This is a genomic window from Ralstonia edaphi (genome assembly GCF_958350185.1).
Lineage (GTDB): Bacteria > Pseudomonadota > Gammaproteobacteria > Burkholderiales > Burkholderiaceae > Ralstonia > Ralstonia edaphi.
The window spans coordinates 1-21905 of the sequence record NZ_CATWHI010000007.1; the positions used below are offsets into that span (position 1 = coordinate 1).

The window sequence follows — 21905 nt, forward strand, 5'->3', positions numbered from 1 at the left end:
ACTCTCAGAATCTGACTTGAACTTTCGTTCAAACCTTACTTCTGTGCGAGCACTTCATTACTTGTTAGCTAGCGGATCGAAATCCGCCGCACCCAGTATTAAGCGCCCACACTTATCGGCTGTTTGCTTGTTAAAGAACTTCGCGATCAACTTTGTTCACCGCGTCGCTGCGTTGTCTGCAGCAGAGAAATGAGATTATGCGGAGCTTTTTCGTCGCTGTCAACAACTCGTCGAAGAATTTTTATCCACCAACTCGCTGCCAACCACCACCCAGTCCACCGCCGATCACCAACCACCCAATCGACCGCAAACCCGCTCCACTCCTGCTTCTCCACCACTCAACACCACCACCGCCACTTGCGTTTCGGCGCTGTGTTTTGCAGCGAGGGGCGAACTATAGGCGGGTTTATCGAACAGCGCAAGCCCTTTCTTTTCATAGGGTCTCTTCCGCACTTTTGGCGGGTTACTGCGCTCTGTGGGCTCGCACCCAGCGCAGTTCCTTGGCAGCCAGCGTGCGTGCGACCTTGGAGCGCTTGTGAAAAGCCCTCACTATAGACAGCGGAGGGGGGGCCTCCATTAGACCTGTGAGGCGCTCAAGAGAGACGCTCGCGTCGTGCACCTCGCCCAGAGCGTCCTGCAGCTTGCGCAAATGCCGCCGATAGCGCTTCGCCGCCCGGGCACCGAGCGCCGGGTAAAACGCCTCATATAGATAGCGCCACTGTTTGGCGGCGATGCGGGCTCGATGCAGTCGGGGTGCAGACGAACGCCTCGGGTGACGCCCGCGACGGATCAGCTTCTTTCGGAGCGCCTGAGCCCGGGCACGGGCAAAGCGACGATGCCGCGCCGGCCCGTCTTCTATATGAAAAGGCGCGACGGCCTCTTCGAGTTCCAGCAGCGTTTCGCGCACATCCGGCGACGCCAGTTCGGCACGCAGTTCCTCCCAAGCGCGGCTGCGCGCCTCTTGGGACTTCGTAAGCGCCTCGGCCAGCCAAGCCGGACCCGCCTCGTCGGTGACAGGCAAAGACTCCCGGACGGCCGGCAGCCAACCGGTGAGCAGCACATCCCACTCTCGCACGGGGCCGGTCGATGCGGCGAGCGCCCGCAGGCGAGGTTTCCACTGGTCGACAAAGCTGGCCGGCAGAACCGGCGCAAAGGTCACCCAAGCTGAACGCAGTCGGCGCAGGGTGACACGGAACTGGTGAAGATCTTCGTTACCGGGATCGGGTGCCGCCAGCCTGGTATGCGCCTGGCGCAAAGCAGCAACGTGCTCGGTGACGATGCCCGCGAAGATCGAAAGGATTGCCGCATGTGAGTGCTTGCTCACGATGCTCCCCGTATGACGAGTTTGGACGACAGAGCGGCTCGCAAGGTGCGCGCCTTGTCATTTCACTGTAGTCGACCGGGTGAAGACTGCGAGCGTGCCGGATCAAACGTCAGCGCGTTTCGCTGGCGACGATCACGTCGACCTCGGCAGCGCGGAAGACGTCGGCCATCGGCTCGGGCACCGGGACGTCGGTGAAGAACTTGTCGATCTGCGAGACATGGCCCAGGCGGACGACAGCGCGGCGGCCGAACTTGGAGTGATCAGCCACGAGCCAGACTTCGCGGGACTGCTCGATGATGGACTGGGCGACGCGCACTTCACGGTAGTCGTAGTCGAGCAGCGTACCGTCTTCGTCGATGCTGGAGACGCCGATGATGCCGATGTCGACGCGGAACTGCTTCATGAAATCGATCGTGGCCTCGCCGACGATGCCGCGGTCGCGGTTGCGCACGAGGCCGCCGGCGACGATGACCTCCGCGTCGGGGCTGCCGGAGAGGATCGACGCGACGTTCAGATTATTGGTGATGACACGCAAGCCCCGGGGCCCGTTCTGGCCGACCAGCGCCTTGGACACCTCTTCGGTGGTCGTTCCAATATTGATGATGAGCGAGCGGCCGGGCTCGACGTGGCGCGCAACGACCTCGGCGATGCGCCGTTTGGCGTCGATGTGCAGGACCTGGCGCTGGTCGTAATCGATGTTTTCGACCGACGACGGCAGGCCGACGCCGCCGTGATAGCGGGCGAGCAGCCGCTCGTCTTCGAGCTGGCGGATATCGCGACGGATGGTTTGCGTCGTGACGCCGAGCACGCGGGCAAGCGCGTCGACGGAGGCATCGCCGTGCTGGCGGACGTATTCGAGGATCTGGCGGTGTCGCGGAAGCATCAAGTCACGAAATGAACACAAACGAACACATGTGAGCGGATTAGGCGATTCCCTATGTTGCTTTATTTTCGCCCTTCACTAAACTATCCGCCAACGCGTCACTATTCGCAAGGAAAGGCGCGAAAATCAACAGATTCCAACCCATGCAACTCACTGACGCGTCGCATCTGGACTGTGATCTGCTGGTGGTCGGAGGCGGCATCAACGGCGTGGGTATCGCGCGTGATGCCGTGGGCCGTGGCCTGTCGGTGGTCTTGTGTGAAAAGGACGACCTGGCCCAGCACACCTCTTCGGCCTCGACCAAGCTGATCCACGGCGGGCTGCGGTACCTCGAATATTACGAATTCAGCCTGGTGCGCAAGGCGCTGCAGGAGCGCGAGGTGCTGCTTCGCATGGCGCCGCACATCATGTGGCCGCTGCGATTCGTGATGCCGCACGATGCCGCGCAACGCCCGGCGTGGATGATCCGCGCGGGCCTCTTCCTGTATGACCACCTCGCGCGTCGGCGCTTTCTGCCGGGTTCGGAGTCGATCAAGCTGGCGCGGCATCCGGCCGGCAAACCGCTTAAGGCCGGTTACACGCGCGGTTTCGTCTATTCCGATGGCTGGGTGGACGACGCCCGGCTCGTCGTGCTCAACGCCCGCGACGCGGCGGACCGCGGCGCCCACATCCTGACCCGCACACGCTGCCTGAACGCCGAACGACGCGCCGACGGCTGGCACGCCTCGCTGGCCGGCCCGGACGGTATCCGCTCGGTGCGCGCCAAGGCGATCGTCAATGCAGCGGGCCCGTGGGCGGCGGAATTCGCCCGCTCTGCGCACGCGCTGCCGAGCACGCGCGGCCTGCGGCTGATCAAGGGCAGCCACATCGTGGTGCGGCGGATGTTCGATCACCCGTTCGCCTATATCTTCCAGAACCCGGACGGGCGGATCGTCTTTGCGATCCCGTACCAGAACGATTTCACCCTGATCGGCACGACGGATCTGGAATACAAGGGTTCGGTGGACCAAGTGGCCATCGACGCCGGCGAAATCCAGTATCTGTGCGAAATGGCCAGCCGCTATTTCACCCAGCAGCTGACGCCGGCCGACGTGGTGTGGAGCTACTCGGGCGTGCGGCCGCTGCTGGACGACAGCGCCGCCAACGCCTCGGCCATCACGCGCGATTACCTGGTCGAATGTGAGACCGGCGCCGACGGCGCGAGCGCGCCGCTCATCAACGTGTGGGGCGGCAAGATCACGACCTATCGCAAGCTGGCCGAAGAAGCGCTGGAGCAACTCGCCCCGCATCTGCCGCTGGCCGGCAAGCCTTCGTGGACGGCCACCGCATCGCTGCCGGGCGGCGATCTGGAAGCGCCGGGGCAGCTGGTTGCCGAATACACCTTCGACGACTTTGTGACGCGCCTGCAAAAACGTTTGCCGTGGCTGCCGACCCAGCTGGCGACGCGCTATGCGCACCAGTACGGCACCCGCGTGAACACGCTGCTGGCTGGCGCCACGCGACTGGAAGAGTTGGGCGCCGAAGTGACGCCCGGCCTGTATGAAGCCGAAATCCGTTACCTGATCGAACACGAATGGGCCCGCACGGCGCAGGACATCCTGTGGCGGCGGACCAAGCTGGGGCTGCACGCCAGCGATGCCGACCGCAGCCGGCTGGAAGGCTGGCTGGCGCGGCATCTGCCGGAAGGCCAGACCGCTCCAGTTGCGGAACGGGCGCCCTGAAACATCGAAGTTGGGCGCCCGAACCAAGACATCAAGAAATCAAAGCAGTAAGACGGGAGACATCAATTGATTCTGGAACTGGACCAGGTTACGGCCGTGGTCGGGGCGCAGACGCATCTGTACCCGACCAGCCTGCGGCTGGCGCCCGGCGCCATCAATGTGCTGCTCGGGCCGACGCAAGCTGGCAAGACCACGTTGATGCGCATCATGGCCGGGCTGGACCGGCCGACCACCGGCCGCGTACTGGTCGACGGCAAGGACGTGACGGGCGTGGGAGTGCGCGATCGCAATCTGGCGATGGTGTACCAGCAATTCATCAACTACCCGGCGATGACGGTGTACGACAACATCGCCTCGCCGCTGCGCCTGCAGGGCACCAACAAGGGCGAGATCGACTCGCGCGTGCGTGCCGTCGCCTCCAAGCTGCACATCGACCACCTGCTGCAGCGCCTGCCGGCCGAGCTGTCTGGTGGGCAGCAGCAACGCTGCGCGCTGGCGCGGGCGCTGGTCAAGCGGGCACCGCTGGTGCTGCTGGACGAGCCGCTCGTTAACCTCGACTACAAACTGCGCGAAGAATTGCGTGCCGAACTGGCATCGCTCTTTGCCGATGGCGGCACGACCGTCGTGTACGCCACCACCGAGCCGCAGGAAGCGCTGCTGCTGGGCGGCCACACCGTCGTCATGCATGAAGGCCGCGTGCTGCAAGACGGCCCGACGCTCGACATGTACGAAGTGCCGGTGTCGGTCAATGCGGCGGCCATCTTCAACGACCCGCCGATGAACGTGCTGGACGCCACCGTGGTGGAGGGCAACCGGATCCGCCTGCCGCAAGGCATCGATGTTGCATGGACGCGTCCGCTGCCGATGGCGGCCGGCACGCGGTGCCGCATCGGCCTGCGTCCAAGCCACATCCGCCTGTCGCCGCGCAACGGTGGCACGGTCGCGCTGCCGGGCACGGTGGAGCTGGCCGAGCTGTCGGGTTCCGAAACGTATCTGCACGTACGGGCGCAGGCCGTCGGCCAGTCGAACACCATCGGCCTGGTCGCGCAGTTGCCGGGGGTGCATCAGTTCGAACTGGGCGCGGCGCTGGACGTGTTTGTCGATCCGGCCGAACTGTTCCTGTTCGACGAAGCGGGCAAGCTGGTGAGCGCGCCCAAGCAGGGAGGCGCACATGGCACGCATTGAATTCCGCAACCTGGGGCACAGCTACCGCCCCAATCCGCAAAGCCTGTCGGACTACGCGCTGCAGCCGATGAACATGACGTGGCGCGACGGCGGCGCCTACGCACTGCTCGGCCCGTCGGGCTGCGGCAAGTCCACGCTGCTGAACATCATCTCGGGGCTGCTGACGCCGTCCGAGGGCCAGGTGCTCTTCGACGACCGCGACGTCACGCACGCCAGTCCGCGCGAGCGCAACATCGCGCAGGTGTTCCAGTTCCCGGTCATCTACGACACGATGACCGTGTTCGACAACCTCGCCTTCCCGCTGCGCAATCGCAAGACGCCGGAAGCTGAAGTCAAGAAGCGCGTGGAGGAAGTGGCCGAGATCCTCGAGCTGCAGCACGCGCTCAAGCGCCGCGCCTCCGGTCTGGCGGCGGACGCCAAGCAGAAGATCTCGCTGGGCCGCGGCCTGGTGCGCAAGGACGTGGCCGCCATCCTGTTCGACGAGCCGCTCACCGTCATCGATCCGCACCTGAAGTGGCAACTGCGTCGCCAGCTCAAGAAGATTCACCAGCAGCTCAAGCTCACGCTGATCTACGTGACGCACGACCAGGTGGAAGCGCTGACCTTTGCCGACGAGGTGGTCGTCATGACCGAAGGCAAGGTCGTACAGCAAGGCGGGCCGGAAGCGCTGTTCGAGCGGCCGGACCATACCTTCGTCGGCTACTTCATCGGCAGCCCGGGCATGAACCTCTACCCGGTGACGGTGGATGGCGACGTGATTGCGTTGGGCGATCAGCGCCTGACGGTCGGGCACGACACACTGGCCACGCTCAAGAACACGAACGGTGCGCTCAAGCTCGGCATCCGCCCGGAGTTCGTGCAGTTGGCCGCGCCGGGGGAAGTCGGCACCGTGGCGGCCAACGTGCACCAGGTGCAGCAACTTGGTACGCACCAGTTGCTGACCGCAAGCCTCGGGGAAGCCGGCGGCCTGCCCATCAAGGCCAAGCTGCCGAACGAAGTCAGCGTGACCGAATCGCGCGTGTGGCTGCGCCTGGATGCGCCGCAGACGCTGTATTACAGCAATGACGAGAGGATCGGCCGATGAACAAGCCGCTCAACAACAAGGCGTGGTTCCTGATCCTGCCGGTGTTCCTGTGCGTGGCGTTCTCCGCCATCCTGCCGTTGATGACGGTGGTGAACTACTCGGTGCAGGACATCATCAGCCCCGAGCAGCACGTGTTCGTGGGCGTCGACTGGTTCCGCCAGATCCTGCGCGACGGCGATCTGCAGGACGCCCTCACCCGCCAGCTGATCTTCTCGCTGTGCGTGCTGGCGGTGGAGATTCCGCTGGGCATCGGCCTGGCGCTGTCGATGCCCTCGAAGGGCTGGAAGGCGTCGGCCGCGCTGGTGGTGCTCGCCATGCCGCTGCTGATTCCCTGGAACGTGGTCGGCACGATCTGGCAGATCTTCGGGCGCTCCGATATCGGCTTGGCCGGCTATTGGCTCAACCAGATGGGCATCGATTACAACTACACGTCGCACTCGTTCGACGCGTGGATCACCGTGCTGATCATGGACGTGTGGCACTGGACGCCGCTGGTCGCGCTGCTGGCCTATGCCGGCCTGCGCTCGATTCCGGATGCGTTCTACCAGGCCGCCGAGATTGACGGCGCCAGCCGCCTGGCCGTGTTCCGCTACATCCAGCTGCCGAAGATGCGGGGCGTGCTGATGATCGGCGTGCTGCTGCGCTTCATGGACAGCTTCATGATCTACACCGAGCCGTTCGTGCTGACCGGCGGCGGCCCCGGCAATGCCACGACGTTCCTGTCGCAGTACCTGACGCAGAAGGCGGTCGGCCAGTTCGACCTGGGCCCGGCGGCGGCGTTCTCGATCGTGTACTTCCTCATCATCCTGCTGTTCTGCTTCGTCCTCTACAACTGGATGCAGCGCATGGGCAGCGCCAGCACGGCCGTGGGAGACGACCATGCGTAAGAACAACAACAACGAACACCAGCGCAAGATCGCCCGCGCGATCACGCTGGCGGTGTACGTGGCGTTTGCCGTGCTGCCGCTGTACTGGATGCTGAGCATGTCGCTCAAGACCAACGAGGAAACGCTTGCCGGCTTCTCGATCTGGCCGAAGCTCGTCACGTTCGACAACTACAAGATCATCTTCACCGACCCGTCGTGGTACTGGGGTTACATCAACTCCATCATCTACGTGACGATGAACACGGTGCTCTCGACCGTGGTGGCGCTGCCGGCGGCCTACGCTTTCTCGCGCTACCGCTTCCTGGGCGACAAGCACATGTTCTTCTGGCTGCTGACGAACCGCATGACGCCGCCCGCGGTGTTCCTGCTGCCGTTCTTCCAGCTGTATTCGACGGTCGGCCTGATGGACACGCACCTGGGCGTGGCGCTGGCGCACATGCTCTTCAACGTGCCGCTGGCAGTGTGGATTCTCGAAGGCTTCATGTCGGGCATCCCGCGCGAGATCGACGAGACGGCCTACATCGACGGCTATAGCTTCCCCAAGTTCTTCCTGAAGATCTTCCTGCCGCTCATCAAGGCCGGCGTGGGCGTGACGGCGTTCTTCTGCTTCATGTTCAGCTGGGTGGAACTGCTGCTCGCGCGCACGCTGACTTCGGTCGACGCCAAACCCATCACCGCGGTGATGACGCGCACGGTGTCGGCCTCGGGCATGGATTGGGGCGTGCTGGCCGCAGCCGGTGTGCTGACGATCATTCCCGGCGCGCTGGTGATCTGGTTTGTGCGGAACTACATCGCGAAGGGTTTCGCGATGGGCCGCGTCTAAAACAAGAACGGGAGACACAGCCATGTTCAGCTGGATGGCCTGGACGCCCGAAGTGGCGATCTTCTTCGGCTGCATCGCCCTGATGCTGGCCAGCATGACCGTCTGGGAGGTGGTTCGGCCCACAGTGGAGCGCAAGGGCTTCCTGCCCATTGCCACCACGCGCGGCGACCGCCTCTTCATCGGCTTGCTGACCGCGGCCTATATCAACCTGGCGTGGGTTGGGCTCACGTCGGAAGAGACCAGCGCCTGGGGCGGCTTCATCGCCTCGATGGTGGTGCTGGTGATCGTGATGTGGCGCGGCTGACGCGCCATCGGTGCACTTGAATTTGCAGGTCCGGAGGCATCGGCACGGGTTGATGCTTCCACGCCCAAATTGACGTACGGGCACAGGCATTCCACCACGCTCCCCGCGTCGGAATGCCGGATGTTTTCGCTGCGGGGAGAACAACAAGCTAACCAAGCACGAGGAGATACCGATGAAAACATCCTGGCGCATGACGCTTCAGATCAGTGCCATCGCACTGGCGAGCGCCCTGGCAGTCGGCGCGGCCCATGCCGGCGAAGCCGAAGCCAAGAAGTGGATCAGCAGCGAATTCCAGCCCAGCACGCTGTCGCAAGACAAGCAGATGGCGGAAATGAAGTGGTTCATCGACGCCGCGGCCAAGCTCAAGGCCAAGGGCGTGACCGAGATCCACGTCGTGTCGGAAACGCTCGACACGCACGCCTATGAATCGAAGACGCTGGCCAAGGCCTTCGAAGAAATCACCGGCATCAAGGTCAAGCACGACATCATGCAGGAAGGCGATGTCGTCGAAAAACTGCAGACCTCGATGCAATCCGGCAAGAGCATCTATGACGGCTGGATCTCCGACTCCGACCTGATCGGCACGCACTACCGCTATGGCGTCGTGATGCCGCTGTCGGACTACATGGCCGGCGAAGGCAAAGAGTTCACCAACCCCGGCCTGGATCTGAAGGATTTCATCGGCACGAGCTTCACCACGGCATCCGACGGCAAGCTGTACCAGCTGCCCGACCAGCAGTTCGCTAACCTGTACTGGTTCCGCGCCGACTGGTTCGCCCGCAAGGACCTGCAGGACAAGTTCAAGGCCAAGTACGGCTACGACCTGGGCGTGCCCGTCAACTGGACGGCCTATGAAGACATCGCCAACTTCTTCACCAACGACGTGAAGGAGCTGGATGGCAAGCGCGTCTACGGCCACATGGATTACGGCAAGAAGGACCCGTCGCTGGGCTGGCGCTTCACCGACGCCTGGCTGTCGATGGCAGGTTCTGCCGACAAGGGCATCCCGAACGGCCTGCCGGTCGACGAATGGGGCATCCGCGTCGACGAGAAGGACAAGTGCACGCCGGTGGGCGCATCGGTCTCGCGCGGCGGCGCCACCAACAGCCCGGCCGCCGTGTACGCCCTCACCAAGTACATCGACTGGATGAAGAAGTACGCCCCGCCCGAGGCGACCGGCATGACCTTCAACGAAGCCGGCCCGGTGCCGGCACAAGGCCACATCGCCCAGCAGGTGTTCTGGTACAGCGCCTTCACCGCGCCGATGACCAAGCCGGGCCCGGTCGTGAACGCCGACGGCTCGCCGAAGTGGCGCATGGCCCCGTCGCCGCACGGCCCGTACTGGAAGGACGGCATGCAGAACGGCTACCAGGACGTCGGCTCGTGGACGTTCTTCAAATCCACCCCGTTCGAGCGCCGCTCGGCCGCGTGGCTGTACGCCCAGTTCGTCACGTCGAAGACCGTGTCGCTCAAGAAGTCGATCACCGGTCTCACGTTCATTCGTGACTCCGATATCCACAGCGACTACTTCACCAAGAATGCAGCCAAGTACGGCGGCCTGATCGAGTTCTACCGCAGCCCGGCCCGCGTGGCCTGGACGCCGACCGGCAACAACGTGCCCGACTATCCGAAGCTGGCACAGCTGTGGTGGAAGAACGTCGCCACGGCCGTCACGGGCGAGAAGACGCCGCAAGGCGCGATGGACAACCTGGCCAAGGAAATGGACCAGGTGATGGGTCGCCTGCAGCGCGCCGGCATGAAGAACTGCGCGCCCAAGCTGAACCCGGAAAGCGATCCGTCGAAGTGGCTGTCGACCGAGCACGCCCCGTGGAAGAAGCTCGACAACGAGCGCCCGAAGGGTGAGACGGTGGCCTACGACAAGCTGCTCGCAGCCTGGAAGGCAGGCAAGGTACGTTGATTCGCATGCCCGCCGGTCGACCAACCATCGGCCGGCGGGCTACCATGCCTGCTTCCGTTTTACCCACCGCCGGACAGGTTCACTCCGGCCCGGCGGTCACCTGAATCTGCCTTATGGAATACCTCCTCGCGCTCGACCAGGGCACATCCAGCTCACGCGCCATCGTCTTCAACCGCGCCGGCCAGATCGTCGCCAGTGCCCAGCAGGAGTTTCCGCAGCATTTCCCGCAGCCCGGCTGGGTCGAGCATGATCCGTTCGACATCTGGAACAGCCAACTCGCCACCTGCCGCGCCGCACTCGAACAAGCCAAGCTGTCCGCCGCCGACATGGCCGCGCTTGGCATCACCAACCAGCGCGAAACCACCATGGTGTGGGAGCGCGCCACGGGCAAACCGATCTTCAACGCCATCGTCTGGCAGGACCGCCGCACCGAAGCCATCTGCGAGCGCCTGCGCGCCGAGGGCCTGGAAGACGAGGTACGCAAGCGCACCGGCCTGATCATCGATCCGTATTTTTCCGCCACCAAGCTGCGCTGGATTCTCGATCACGTGGATGGCGCCCGCGAGCGCGCCGCGCGTGGCGAACTCGCCTTCGGCACCATCGACAGCTGGCTCGTCTGGCAACTCACACGCGGCCGCCTGCATGTGACGGACGTATCGAACGCTTCGCGCACGATGCTGTGGAACATCCACACCGGCGAATGGGATGCGGACCTGATGCGCGCGCTCGACATCCATCCGAGCCTGTTGCCCGAGGTGCATCCGTCCGCCTATCAATTCGGGCAGACCGACGCCGACTGGCTCGGCGCCTCGCTCACGATTGGCGGCATTGCCGGCGACCAGCAATCTGCGTTGTTCGGCCAGGCGTGCTTCAAGCCCGGCATGGCCAAGAACACCTACGGCACCGGCTGCTTCATGCTGCTCAACACGGGCGACAAGGCAGTCCAGTCGCACAACGGCCTGATCAGCACGGCCGCCTGCCAGAGCGGCACCACGCGCAGCTACGCGCTCGAAGGCAGCGTGTTTGTGGGCGGCGCGGTCGTGCAGTGGCTGCGCGACGGCCTGCGGGCCATCCAGCGCTCCGCAGACGTCGAAGGCCTGGCCGCCTCGGTGCCGGATTCGGGCGGCGTGGTCTTCGTGCCGTCGTTCACGGGCCTGGGTGCACCGTACTGGGATCCCACCGCGCAGGGCGCCATCGTTGGCCTGTCACGCGGCACGACCATCGGCCACATCGCCCGAGCCGCACTGGAGTCGATAGCCTTCCAAAGCACCGCGCTGCTGCAAGCCATGACGCGCGATGCCGTTTCCACCATCTCGGAACTGCGCGTCGACGGCGGCGCCTCGGCCAACAACCTGCTGCTGCAGTTCCAGGCTGACCTGCTCGGCATTCCGGTCGTGCGTCCGGAGATCATCGAGACCACGGCCCTCGGGGCGGCTTACCTGGCCGGCATCGCCACAGGCTTCTATCGTGACGAAGCGGAGGTCGCCCAGCAATGGCGCGCCTCCCGCACCTTCCACCCCGTCATCAGCCGCGACGAGGCCGCGCACCGCATCGCCCAGTGGGAAATGGCCGTCGCGCAGGTGCGTCTGCCGACAACGCGCGGGCATTGAAGGCAAAGGGCAGCAGACAGAAAAAAGGCGACCCTCGGATCGCCTTTTTTCATGGTTCGGCCAGCGGCTTACTTGCCTTCGCTGTTCGGCGTCTGGGCAGGCCCGCCTTGTTCGCTCATGGCTTCCTTGCGCTTGGCGCGGGCTTCCTTCTTCTCAGCCTTGCGGTTGGCCTTGGCGGCCTTCTTCTCTTCCTTGTAGGCGGCCTTGGCGTCGGACTTGCGTGCCTTGTATTCGTCGCTGGCAGCCTTGTCGTCAATGCGCTTCTGCACCAGCGGGTCAGACGACGAAGTTGCCGGCCCGCCCTGCGGGGCGGTCTGCACGGTGCCGGTGGTCTGCGGTGAAGTCTGCGGTGCCGGCGTCATCTGTGCGAACGCAGCCGACGCAGCAAACGTGGCGGCAACGGCGAGGGCGGTTTTCAGGCGCAGTTCAATCATGGTTGAGCTCCTTCTTTTACAAAAACGCGGAATGGACTGACCACATAAGCGGCGCGCGAAGCACCCGAAGTGATCTCGGCGCGCATCAACGGCGCGCGCCGGACGTTGCAAATCACAACACCCATTCCGTCGCAAGAAGCGCTCCCACACCATCGACTACACTGCCCGCTGTCTCGTCCCTCCCCACACGCCGTGTCCAATCACGCCCCCGATTTCGTCCTGCTCGATCCGCCTGCCGACGCCCTCAACTTGGGTGCGGATGCCGCCGCCCTTCATGTCGGGACCGTGCAGCGCTGGCTGGAAGACGCCGTCATCGGCCTGAACCTGTGCCCCTTCGCCAAGGCCGTGCACGTCAAACGGCAGGTCCGATACGTCGTCAGCCGCGCCACGATGGACGGCGACGTGCTCGACCACCTGCGTGCCGAAGCCGACCTGCTGCACGCCACCCCCGCCGCACAGATCGACACCACGCTGCTGATCGTCCCCGCCCTCGCCGACTTCCTCGATTTCCACTCGCTCACGGAACGCGCCGAATCCGTACTCGCCAAGGCCGGCTACGAAGGCGAACTGCAACTGGCCAGCTTCCACCCCGATTTCGTCTTCGCCGACGCGGAGCCTGACGACATCGCCAACGCCACCAACCGCGCACCGGCCCCCATCCTGCATCTGCTGCGCGAAGACAGCATCGCCCGCGCCGCCGCAGCCGTCCCCGACGCAGCGGACATCTACGAACGCAATATCGCGACGATGGAAAAGCTGGGCCCCGAAGGCTGGGCGGAAATGGCAAAGAAGTTCAGCAAGGCACCGCCCCGCGACTAACCAACAGCAGCGACGGTTTGGCCGTTGATGCCCTAGATGGCGCCTTGAATTTCTGTTGCAGGGAGGAAAAAGAAGGGAGGCCTGTCTGAGCGCAGCGAGTTTGCCTCCCTTCCCTCCCTGCGACATAAATTCAAGGAGTGGGTCGCCATCTCGGGCGCGCCTTTCTTTGCTTACTTTCTTTGGCAAGACAAAGAAAGTGAGTCAGCCCCGGCAGGGGATGAAACAAGAGATGGACCGGCACCAGCCATAAAAGCCGACGCCCCAATAAACGACGCTCACACGGCCCGATCCACCGGCGGCGTCCACTGATACGCCCAAGTCTCAGACAGCAACCGCTCCCCCGACTGCAACGTCAGCAACAACTCAATCGGCGCATTGCTCGCATCCGGCACCACATCAAACATCGCCCGGACACCATCGATGCTCGCCAGCGGCCGCGCCGACGCAATCTCCACCCGCCCGCGCGAGGCACGGATGACGGGCTCCACAGTCGACCCCGCCGTGCTGCGCCCCAGCCGCGACAGCTCGCCGCCGGCAAAGTCCACGACAAACCGCCACGAGAAGTATTTGCGCGGTTGCCCCACCACGCCGCCAATGCCCGTGCGCGTCGCCACCACGCGCGCCAGCGGCGAGGCCGCCGCGGGCTGCGCGCCCCACGTCAGCCGATAGCCGAACGCCAGTTCCTGCCCGGCATGCGGCGCCACGGCCGGCCGCCAGAACGCGACGATGTTGTCGAAGGTTTCGTCGTTGGCCGACAGCTCCACCAGTTCCACCGCGCCCTCACCCCAATCATGCGTGGGCTCGACCCACACGCTCGGGCGCTTCTCGTAAAACACGCCGTCGTCCTGGTAATGATCGGGATTGCGGTCACGCTGCAGCAACCCGAAACCGCGCGGGCTGTCGTCGACAAACCGCTGGCTGCGCAGCATGGGCGGATTGGCCAGCGGCCGCCAGACCCACTCGCCGGAGCCGCGCCAGATGGCCAGGCCATCGGAGTCATGGATTTCCGGGCGCCAGTCCGACGCACGCCAGCGGCGCGCGGCGCTGTGGCGATCGCCGGCGCGGTCGGTGCGGTCGTTTTCACCGTAGAGGAACATGCTGGTCAGCGGGGCAATGCCCAGGCGCTCGATCGGCTTGCGCACGTAAAGCGTGGCGGCCACGTCCATCACGAGCGTGTCGCCGGGGCGGATGTCGAAGCGGTAGACGCCGGCCACGCTGGGTGAATCGAGCAATGCGTAGACGCGCAACGTATCGGCATCGGCGGCCGGACGCACCAGCCAGAACTCCGTGAAGTCCGGGAATTCTTCCGCGCGCGGCAGGCCGGTATCGATCGCCAGCCCGCGCGCCGACATGCCGTACTGCCACTGCCCGCCGACGGCGCGGAAGTAGCTCGCGCCCAGGAAAGCGGCCACATCGCGCGTCGGGTCCGCCTTGGTCGTCAGCCGGAAACCCGCGAAACCGAGGTCGGCCGGCAGCGCCTGATGATCCAGCCCGCTCCTGCCGTAATCGAACATGGCCGGGTCATAGGCAATCAAGCGGGCCTGGCCGTCCACCACCTCGTGCATCTGCACGGCCGACTTGAAGAACAGGCCCAGGTGGAAGAACTTGGCTTCGAACGGCAGGTGCTGGCCGGCCCACAATGCGTGATCCGGGCGATAGCCAATCGATTGATAGCCATCCCAGCCGAGTGCAGCCAGCGGCGGGGGCAGCTGCGTGCTGCGCGGCCGGTAGGGCCTTGCGGCCAACGCCCGCGCACGCGCCAGCAGGCGAGCTTCGTCAAACGGTTCGGAGGCGCCAGCGGCGGTGCCGGGCGTGGCGCTGCGGGACAAACCAGGAGCCAGGGCAAGCAGCCCGGCGGCCAACTGCTTGAGCAGGTCGCGACGGTGCATGGATCGGGGCAGGACCAGGGGATGAGCCAGGGGTGATTCATCTTCGCACAACCCACGCCGGGGCAGCATCCGGCAAAAACCTTTCATTGGACCCACAACCCTGCGCCGCGACCGGGATTGCGCCTGTTGTGCGTGGCGCAGGGCAGCCAGTTGGAGCACAATCCCGGGTCTGTTCACATGTACAACGCGTGTACGTCGGCTATGGTGAACAGAACAGATCCGAGCAATCGGCCTGGCTGAAACGGGTCGATGCCCGCCACGATCCTCACGGCGCACATGCTTTCACAATCCTCCACGCCCCCGCTGCCCGACACGGCCGCGACCGAATCGTCCGCCGCGATTGCGGCTGCGCTGGAATCGTTCGACCGCTACTACGACGACGTTCTGCTGCCCATGTGGCTGGGGCCTGGCTGGAACGCGCAGGCCGGTCTCTGCTACGAGGCGCTCGTCGTCGACAACGGCGCACTCGTGCCGGCGTCCACCGCGCGGTACCGGGCGATGGCCTGTGCGCGGCAGTTGTATACGTTCGCGCGCGCCACGCAGCTCTCCAAGCGCCACCGCGATCTCTGTGCCGAACGCGCCGCCGCCCTGTGTCATGCGCTGGACACGCGCTTTCGCGACACGATCCACGGCGGCTGGCTGTTTGCGATCGACAGCGCGCTGGCCCCGCACGACACCACCAAGGATCTGTACACGCACGCCTTCGTGCTGTTTGCCGCCGCACATTGGCTGGCCGTGAGCGAAGACCCGCGTGCCGCCGCGCTGATGCACGACGCGCACGACGTGATCACCCGCAGCTTTGCGCGGGCCGGCGCCAAGCCGCTGCCGGTCGCTTCCATGGACGGCACGTTCAGCACCACGCTGGCCGGCGTCGCGCAGAACCCCGTGATGCACCTGACCGAGGCGTACCTGGCCGCCGCCGCGTTGGACGAGCCGCCCGCGTGGGCCGAGGCCGGCGTGCGCACGCTGGCCGAGGGCATCCTGGCGTGCTTCATCGATACGCGCACGGGCAGCATCGCCGAGTTGCCCGTTGACGAAGCCAGCACCGACAACCGCATCGAACCCGGTCACCAGTTCGAATGGTTCTACCTCGTGCGCGCACATGCCGACGTCTTTACGCGCTCCGAAGCCGGCCGACATCTGGCCGAGACCCTCGCCCGCGCGGTGGATGCCGCCTGCGCCGATGGCGTAGATGCCAAGACGCAGGGCGTGTGCCTGTCGCTCAACCTGGACGGCACGATGCGCGACGCCAGCCAGCGCATCTGGGCGCAAACCGAATACGGCCGCGCCCTCGCGCTGTGCACCGAAACGCAGGGCGCCATGCTCGCGCGCCTGCTGCCGGCGTGGTCCGCGCGCTTCCTGCATGCGCAAGGCTGGAACGAAGTGATCGACCCCGCCGGCCAGCGCCTGCGCGACGACATGCCGTCCAGCACGCCGTACCACATCACCACCTTTTACGAGGCGGCCCGCAGTTCGCTGACCGGCTCGCCCGCACGTTGTACCCAAGCTGTTGAGTGAAATCCATCATGCATACCTCCAACCCCAACGAATCCAAGGCCCGCACCGTCTTCCGGGTGGTTAGCGGCAATTTCCTGGAGATGTACGACTTCATGGTCTACGGCTATTACGCCAAGGCCATCGCCGACACCTTCTTCCCCGCCGGCAACGAGTTCCTCTCGCTGATGCTGTCGCTGGTGACCTTCGGTGCCGGCTTCCTGATGCGGCCCCTGGGCGCGATCTTCCTGGGCGCGTACATCGACCGTCACGGCCGCCGCACGGGCCTGATCGTCACGCTGGCGCTCATGGCCTGCGGCACGCTGCTGATCGCGCTGGTGCCGGGCTACGCCACCATCGGGCTGGCGGCGCCGCTGCTTGTGCTGATCGGCCGGTTGCTGCAAGGCTTCTCGGCCGGCGTGGAGCTGGGCGGGGTATCGGTCTACCTGGCCGAAATCGCCACCCCGGGCAAGAAGGGCTTCTTCGTGAGCTGGCAGTCGGCCAGCCAGCAGGTGGCGGTCATGTTTGCCGCGCTGCTGGGCGTGATGATGTCGTACCTGCTGCCGCCGTCCGAGATGAGCGCATGGGGCTGGCGCGTGCCGTTCCTGATCGGCTGCCTGATCGTGCCGTTCCTGTTCATCATCCGCCGCTCGCTGCAAGAGACGGAAGAGTTCCAGAAGCGCAAGCACCGTCCGGACCTGGGCGCCGTGTTCCGTTCGATGGGCCAGAACTGGCGCCTGGTGGGCGCAGGCACGCTGATGGTCGTGATGACCACGGTGTCGTTCTACCTGATCACCGCCTACACGCCGACCTTCGGCAAGAGCGTGCTGCACCTGTCGGACATGGACAGCCTGATCGTCACGCTGTGCGTGGGCGCCTCGAACTTCTTCTGGCTGCCGGTGATGGGCGCGGTGTCTGACCGCGTCGGCCGCCGCCCGCTGCTGATCCTCTTTACCGTGCTGATGCTGGTGACGGCGTACCCGGCCATGCAGTGGCTGGTGAGCGCACCGTCGTTCGCCCGCATGCTGATCGTGCTGCTGTGGCTGTCGTTCCTGTATGGCAGCTATAACGGCGCGATGGTCGTCACGCTCACCGAGATCATGCCGCCGGAAGTGCGCACCACGGGTTTCTCGCTGGCGTACAGCCTCGCCACGGCCATCTTCGGCGGCTTCACGCCAGCGATTGCCACGTGGCTGATCCACGAAACGGGCAACAAGGCAATGCCGGGCGTGTGGGTGTCGTTTGCCGCGCTGTGCGGGTTGATTGCTACGCTGGCGATCGTCAAGCCGGCGGGCAGGCATGAGCATGGGGCGGGGACGGCGCCTGTGGCTTAACTGGTCTCGTGGATGAATGAACGCCTCTCAGAGGGGATCTCTCTGAGGGGCGTTTTTTCTTTGTGCTTTTGGTTTTTGCTGGGATTTTTTTTGTTGGTGGTCCACCCTCCTTTCGTTCCCTGCCGGGACCGACTCACTTTTCTTTGTCTTGCCAAAGAAAAGTAAGCAAAAGAAAGGCGCGCCCGAGATGGCGACTTCCCCTTGGATTTGTGTCGCGGGAAGGGAGGGGAGGCAAACTCGCTGCGCTCAGACAGGCCTCCCCTCTTTATCCTTCCCGCAACAAAAATCCAAGGCGCCATCTAGGGCAAGGGAAAAGCAAACCGTCGAACACGGAGCGAGCCACCACGGCTCGCTTTTTCGTTTGCACCGGCATACCGTGTGTTTGGCCGTTCCTGCCCTAGATGGCGCCTTCAATTTTCGTAAGCGGGCGGAAAAAAGGCGGGGAACTGTTTGAGCGCAGCGAGTTTTCCCCGCCTCCGCCCGGTTACGAAAATTGAAGGAGTCTTTCGCCATCTCGGGCGCGCATTTCTTTGCTTACTTTCTTTGGGCAAGACCAAAGAAAGTGAGTCAGCCCCGGCAGGGGATGAAACAAGGGATGCACCACCAACAAAGAAACCCCCGCTCCTACCAACTTCCAACCCCGACATTCAGTACAACAAGCTCCACATGCGCGAGCGCTACTGAATCACCAGCCCATTCGGCCCCACCACCCCCAACTCCACATAATTCGACCCCGGACGCGTGCGGTCCGAAAAATCCACCACAAACCCGCCGCCGACATCGAAGTTGCGCAAATGGGCCAACTCGCGGCGCACTTGGTCGCGCGTGGGCTTGGGGCCGGCGCGGCGCACGGCTTCGGCCAGCACCTTGGCGGCCACAAAGCCTTCCACCGCCCGGAAGGAAAGTTCGACATCCTTGGCGCCCACGGCCGCGCGTGCGCGGTTGAATTCACGGATGACGGGGTTCACGCCCTTGCCGGGGTTGGGCATCACGAGCGCGAGGGAATAGCCACGCACTGCATCGATACCGGCCACCCGGAGCAGGATGCCCGGATCAATCGACGACAGCCCAAGCAGCTGTGCCCCACCGCCGCGCGCGCGGTATTGCTTGATGAACTGCGCGGCGGGCTCCGCCGTGGCGCCCAGGAAGATGGCCTGCACATCGGCGCCGAGCAGCTTGTCGACCGCGGCGCTGACCGAGGCCGTATTGCGCGGGTACGAGGCGGTGGCTGCAATCGTCAGCTTGTGCGGCTTGAGCGTGCGCTCCACGCCGGCCAGCGCCTCCTTGCCCAGCGCATCGTCCTGATACAGCACGCCGATGCGCGTGACGCCGATGGTGACGAGCGCGCCCACCATCTTGTCCATCTCCTGCTGGTAGCTGGCCTTGATGGGAAACACGAGCGGATCGCCGGTCATGCTGGAGGCACCGGTGGCGGGGCCGACCAGCGGCAGGTTGGCTTCGGCCAGCACGCCGTTGCGCATGAGCGCTTCCACATTGGCGGTGCCGACCACGGTGAGCGCTGCCACGGGGTTGTCGATCTTGGCCATGTCGCGCACGTTCCGGACGGTCTGCTCGACCTTCTGCTCGTCGTCGCGGGCCACCAGGCGAATGGTTTCGCCGTTGATGCCGCCGTCCAGGTTGAGCCAGTCGAAATACAGCCGTGCGCCCGCGTTGAGCGCCCGCCCCGTCGCGGCTTGTGTGCCGGACAGCGGCAAGGATTGGATGATGCTGATGTCGGCGTGGGCGGCTGGCGCTGCCAACGCGGCCATGCATGCCACACACGTGGCAAGCGCAGCCCATGGCCGCAACCATCCCATCGCCCCGCGCGCCCCCCGGCTACGCGTGTGATTTCCCGTTTGCATTGTTCGCACCCATTTCGCCGCGTGCCTCGTGGGCAACGGCGTTTTTGTCGAGACCGCTTCGGCAGTCCGCTTTCTAGTGTGGCGCCCCACATCATCGGCGCCGGGCGATAGCCTGCCATCGACGTCTGGCTTCGACAAGTCCTGGCGCCGCATTTACACTGGCCCGACCGTTTCTGTCGCAAACCCGCCATGCCACAGCGCCTCCTGCCCACCGATATCGAAGGCCGCACACCGCCCTCAGCGGCGCATCCGGTGCGGCTTTACACGCGGCAGATGGAGGCCAACACGCGCTTCCCGCGCCACACGCATCCGTGGGCGCAGGTGGCGTATAGCCACAACAGCGTGCTGCGCGTGCAGGCCGGCGACACCGCCTGGGTGGTGCCGCCCTCGCGGGCGATCTGGATTCCGCCCGGCATCGAGCACGCGGTGTGGGTGGTCGAGGCCGCCTTCCTGCGCACGCTGTATGCCGACCCGTCCGTGGTGACGGGCACGCTGGCGCAGTGCCGCGTGATGGAAGTGTCGCCGCTGCTGCGCGAGCTGATTGCCGCGATGGACGTCCGCCAGCCCCTGCCGGCTGCGCGCGAGCAGGCGCTGGCCACGCTGATCCTGGATGAGCTGCGCCGCAGCGCCCCGCTGCCGCTGGATCTGCCGATGCCCGCCGACAAGCGCCTGCGCGCCCTGTGCGAACGCGTGATGGCCGACCCCGGCACCTCGCTCACGTTCGACGCCCTCGCGCGCGACGTCGGTGCCAGCGCCCGCACGTTGGCGCGCCGCTTCCGGGACGAACTGGGCGTGAGCTTTTCGCAGTGGCGCCAGCAGGCCGTGCTCGCCAGCGCCATCCCCATGATGTCGCAAGGGATGCCGCTGTCCCGCGTGGCGCAGGAGCTGGGCTACAACAGCCAGAGCGCGTTCTCGGCGATGTTCCGCCGGGCGTTCGGCAGCAGCCCGAGCGCGTTTCTGCATCGACCAGGCGGCGAAGACGCTTAGCCTTAGCGCGCCTGGAACGCCCCGATCCTGCTGCGCCTACAGCGGCGGAATCGTCATCGCGGGCAGCAGCACCGCAAAGCGCGCACCGCCTGCCGCACCGGCATCGAGACGGACGTCGCCGCCATGCACGAGCGCAATACGCCGCACGATCGCCAGCCCCAGGCCGAAGCCGCCGGTGTGGCGGTCGCGGCTGGCATCCAGGCGCAGGAACGGTTCGAACACGCGCGCGCGATCCGACTCGGGAATGCCCGGGCCGTCGTCTTCCACCGTCAGGCGCAGCGCCCCCAAAGGCCCCGCTTCAGCGCGGATGGTGATGGTGTTGCGGGCATAGCGCGCGGCATTGCGGATGAGGTTGAGCAGCGCACGCGCCAGCAGACGCGGATCGCAGACGTGGTACGCCGGAGCGCCCTCGGCATGCACGGCCAGCGTAAGCTCGCGGTCGGCCACGTCGTTGGCCACGTTGGCCACCACGCTGTCGAGCCATTCGCCCACGGCCACGCGCATCAACACAAGATGCGTGGCGCCTTGCTCCAGGCGGCTCAACGCCAGCAGCTCGCTCACCAGTTCATCGAGTTCACGCACGTCGCGGCGCAGCGCATCGAGCCGCACGCTGCGCTGTGCTTCCGACACCGGCGACTGCAGCAGCGCGATACCGAATTCCAGCCGCGCAATCGGCGTCTTCAGCTCATGCGAGATGCCGTTCATCATCTCGCGCTGGTGCTGGATCGAGCCTTGGATGCGCTCGGCCATCTCGTCGAACTGGCGCGCCAGCGCATACACGTTCGAGCGTTTGCGCAGATTGGCGCGCGTCCCCAGGTTGCCGGCCCCAAAGCCGCGCGCGGCGTCTTCCAGCACGCGCAGGTCGCGCCAATGCATCCAGACCCAGAGCAGCAACGGCAGCAGCGCGGCAATGGCGATCAGCGCGTAGGCCATGAGCTGGATGCCGAGGTAGTCCATATCGGCGCTGTAAGCGTGCAGCACGGTACCGTCGCGCAGCGGCAGGTAGTAATCCTTGCCGCTGGTCATCAGCACAAGCTTGTGGTCGGCCAGATCGCGCCGCTGCTGCGCGGAGAAATTCGGCACGGTGTCCGGATCGACGATGTCGAACTTCTCCCACGCGTTCTTGTTCAGCCGCGCGATGGCGGCATCGCGGCCGGCGGGGCCACTGCGATCGGCGCGGTCCAGGTACTCCTGCAGCACGAACGCGTAGCCCTTGCGCACCTCGCGCTCGCCGTGCGTGAGCGTGTCATGGAACATCCACACGAACGACTTGTTCACGCCGATCAGCGCGAGGGCGGCCGCCACCACGACCATGGCATACAGCTTCAGTAACGACTTGAGCACGGT

The 21905-nt window shown here is 65.1% G+C and carries 18 protein-coding genes; 12 read left to right on the plus strand and 6 right to left on the minus strand.

Annotation, left to right across the window (positions count from 1 at the left end; all coding sequences use genetic code 11):
* Window positions 1-463: 463 nt before the first annotated feature.
* A complete protein-coding gene (locus R2669_RS21330; RefSeq protein WP_147216536.1) occupies window positions 464-1324 on the minus strand; it encodes a CHAD domain-containing protein in 861 nt (286 codons plus the stop codon).
* Between the two features lie 109 nt (window positions 1325-1433).
* Window positions 1434-2207 carry a DeoR/GlpR family DNA-binding transcription regulator gene (locus R2669_RS21335; RefSeq protein WP_147216538.1) on the minus strand — a complete coding sequence of 258 codons (774 nt, stop codon included), beginning with the start codon at window positions 2205-2207 and terminating at the stop codon, window positions 1434-1436.
* A 143-nt stretch (window positions 2208-2350) separates the two neighbouring features.
* On the opposite strand from R2669_RS21335, the gene glpD reads away from it, so the two are divergent.
* The 8 genes from glpD to glpK all read left to right on the plus strand — a co-directional run bounded on the left by glpD (window position 2351) and on the right by glpK (window position 11739).
* Entirely contained in the window at window positions 2351-3928 is a 1578-nt protein-coding gene (gene glpD, locus R2669_RS21340; protein ID WP_147216540.1) for a glycerol-3-phosphate dehydrogenase, read from the plus strand.
* A 66-nt stretch (window positions 3929-3994) separates the two neighbouring features.
* Window positions 3995-5113 (plus strand): ABC transporter ATP-binding protein, encoded by a 1119-nt coding sequence (locus R2669_RS21345; protein WP_316901955.1) that lies wholly within the window; start codon window positions 3995-3997, stop codon window positions 5111-5113.
* Window positions 5100-6197, plus strand: a complete 1098-nt coding sequence (locus tag R2669_RS21350) for an ABC transporter ATP-binding protein (protein ID WP_316876997.1) — start codon at window positions 5100-5102, stop codon at window positions 6195-6197. Before R2669_RS21345 ends, R2669_RS21350 begins: the two co-directional genes overlap by 14 nt.
* On the plus strand, window positions 6194-7084 hold the full coding sequence (locus R2669_RS21355; protein WP_004637132.1) for a carbohydrate ABC transporter permease: 891 nt from the start codon (window positions 6194-6196) through the stop codon (window positions 7082-7084). Before R2669_RS21350 ends, R2669_RS21355 begins: the two co-directional genes overlap by 4 nt.
* Window positions 7077-7907 carry a carbohydrate ABC transporter permease gene (locus tag R2669_RS21360; protein ID WP_009239734.1) on the plus strand — a complete coding sequence of 277 codons (831 nt, stop codon included), beginning with the start codon at window positions 7077-7079 and terminating at the stop codon, window positions 7905-7907. Before R2669_RS21355 ends, R2669_RS21360 begins: the two co-directional genes overlap by 8 nt.
* A 22-nt stretch (window positions 7908-7929) precedes the next feature.
* Window positions 7930-8211 (plus strand): DUF2160 domain-containing protein, encoded by a 282-nt coding sequence (locus R2669_RS21365; protein WP_027680526.1) that lies wholly within the window; start codon window positions 7930-7932, stop codon window positions 8209-8211.
* A 172-nt stretch (window positions 8212-8383) separates the two neighbouring features.
* The gene (locus R2669_RS21370; protein WP_316901956.1) at window positions 8384-10129 is read left to right on the plus strand and encodes an ABC transporter substrate-binding protein; all 1746 of its coding nucleotides are present in this window, start codon (window positions 8384-8386) and stop codon (window positions 10127-10129) included.
* Between the two features lie 113 nt (window positions 10130-10242).
* Entirely contained in the window at window positions 10243-11739 is a 1497-nt protein-coding gene (gene glpK, locus R2669_RS21375) for a glycerol kinase GlpK (RefSeq protein ID WP_045785082.1), read from the plus strand.
* A 68-nt stretch (window positions 11740-11807) separates the two neighbouring features.
* On the opposite strand, the gene R2669_RS21380 is transcribed toward glpK, so the two are convergent.
* Window positions 11808-12173, minus strand: a complete 366-nt coding sequence (locus R2669_RS21380; protein ID WP_027680524.1) for a hypothetical protein — start codon at window positions 12171-12173, stop codon at window positions 11808-11810.
* 192 nt (window positions 12174-12365) lie between these two features.
* Between R2669_RS21380 and R2669_RS21385 the strand changes: the two genes are divergently transcribed.
* On the plus strand, window positions 12366-12992 hold the full coding sequence (locus R2669_RS21385) for a DUF1415 domain-containing protein (RefSeq protein WP_316901957.1): 627 nt from the start codon (window positions 12366-12368) through the stop codon (window positions 12990-12992).
* Window positions 12993-13267: 275 nt separating this feature from the next.
* Here R2669_RS21385 and R2669_RS21390 read toward each other — a convergent pair whose 3' ends face one another.
* Window positions 13268-14881 (minus strand): OpgD/OpgG family glucan biosynthesis protein, encoded by a 1614-nt coding sequence (locus tag R2669_RS21390; RefSeq protein WP_316901958.1) that lies wholly within the window; start codon window positions 14879-14881, stop codon window positions 13268-13270.
* Between the two features lie 276 nt (window positions 14882-15157).
* Here R2669_RS21390 and R2669_RS21395 point away from each other — a divergent pair, with 276 nt between their 5' ends.
* Window positions 15158-16399, plus strand: a complete 1242-nt coding sequence (locus R2669_RS21395) for an AGE family epimerase/isomerase (RefSeq protein ID WP_316902075.1) — start codon at window positions 15158-15160, stop codon at window positions 16397-16399.
* An 8-nt stretch (window positions 16400-16407) separates the two neighbouring features.
* A complete protein-coding gene (gene tcuC, locus R2669_RS21400; protein ID WP_316891821.1) occupies window positions 16408-17709 on the plus strand; it encodes an MFS transporter in 1302 nt (433 codons plus the stop codon).
* Window positions 17710-18386: 677 nt separating this feature from the next.
* On the opposite strand, the gene R2669_RS21405 is transcribed toward tcuC, so the two are convergent.
* Window positions 18387-19571: an ABC transporter substrate-binding protein gene (locus R2669_RS21405; protein ID WP_430708834.1), complete on the minus strand. Its 1185-nt coding sequence runs from the start codon at window positions 19569-19571 to the stop codon at window positions 18387-18389.
* Between the two features lie 189 nt (window positions 19572-19760).
* Between R2669_RS21405 and R2669_RS21410 the strand changes: the two genes are divergently transcribed.
* Window positions 19761-20558: an AraC family transcriptional regulator gene (locus R2669_RS21410; RefSeq protein ID WP_316901960.1), complete on the plus strand. Its 798-nt coding sequence runs from the start codon at window positions 19761-19763 to the stop codon at window positions 20556-20558.
* 36 nt (window positions 20559-20594) lie between these two features.
* On the opposite strand, the gene R2669_RS21415 is transcribed toward R2669_RS21410, so the two are convergent.
* Window positions 20595-21902, minus strand: coding sequence for an ATP-binding protein (locus tag R2669_RS21415; protein WP_316901961.1), 1308 nt, complete (start codon window positions 21900-21902; stop codon window positions 20595-20597).
* Between the last annotated feature and the right edge of the window lie 3 nt (window positions 21903-21905).

What these genes read in the sequence shown, in the direction of transcription:
- R2669_RS21410 (WP_316901960.1), top strand. Translation starts at nt 19,761, where the DNA reads ATGCCACAGCGCCTCCTGCCCACCGATATCGAAGGCCGCACACCGCCC.
- R2669_RS21405 (WP_430708834.1), bottom strand. Translation starts at nt 19,571, where the DNA reads ATGCAAACGGGAAATCACACGCGTAGCCGGGGGGCGCGCGGGGCGATG.
- R2669_RS21370 (WP_316901956.1), top strand. Translation starts at nt 8,384, where the DNA reads ATGAAAACATCCTGGCGCATGACGCTTCAGATCAGTGCCATCGCACTG.
- R2669_RS21355 (WP_004637132.1), top strand. Translation starts at nt 6,194, where the DNA reads ATGAACAAGCCGCTCAACAACAAGGCGTGGTTCCTGATCCTGCCGGTG.
- glpD (WP_147216540.1), top strand. Translation starts at nt 2,351, where the DNA reads ATGCAACTCACTGACGCGTCGCATCTGGACTGTGATCTGCTGGTGGTC.
- R2669_RS21360 (WP_009239734.1), top strand. Translation starts at nt 7,077, where the DNA reads ATGCGTAAGAACAACAACAACGAACACCAGCGCAAGATCGCCCGCGCG.
- R2669_RS21335 (WP_147216538.1), bottom strand. Translation starts at nt 2,207, where the DNA reads ATGCTTCCGCGACACCGCCAGATCCTCGAATACGTCCGCCAGCACGGC.
- R2669_RS21380 (WP_027680524.1), bottom strand. Translation starts at nt 12,173, where the DNA reads ATGATTGAACTGCGCCTGAAAACCGCCCTCGCCGTTGCCGCCACGTTT.
- R2669_RS21395 (WP_316902075.1), top strand. Translation starts at nt 15,158, where the DNA reads ATGCTTTCACAATCCTCCACGCCCCCGCTGCCCGACACGGCCGCGACC.
- R2669_RS21365 (WP_027680526.1), top strand. Translation starts at nt 7,930, where the DNA reads ATGTTCAGCTGGATGGCCTGGACGCCCGAAGTGGCGATCTTCTTCGGC.
- glpK (WP_045785082.1), top strand. Translation starts at nt 10,243, where the DNA reads ATGGAATACCTCCTCGCGCTCGACCAGGGCACATCCAGCTCACGCGCC.
- R2669_RS21390 (WP_316901958.1), bottom strand. Translation starts at nt 14,881, where the DNA reads ATGCACCGTCGCGACCTGCTCAAGCAGTTGGCCGCCGGGCTGCTTGCC.
- tcuC (WP_316891821.1), top strand. Translation starts at nt 16,408, where the DNA reads ATGCATACCTCCAACCCCAACGAATCCAAGGCCCGCACCGTCTTCCGG.
- R2669_RS21350 (WP_316876997.1), top strand. Translation starts at nt 5,100, where the DNA reads ATGGCACGCATTGAATTCCGCAACCTGGGGCACAGCTACCGCCCCAAT.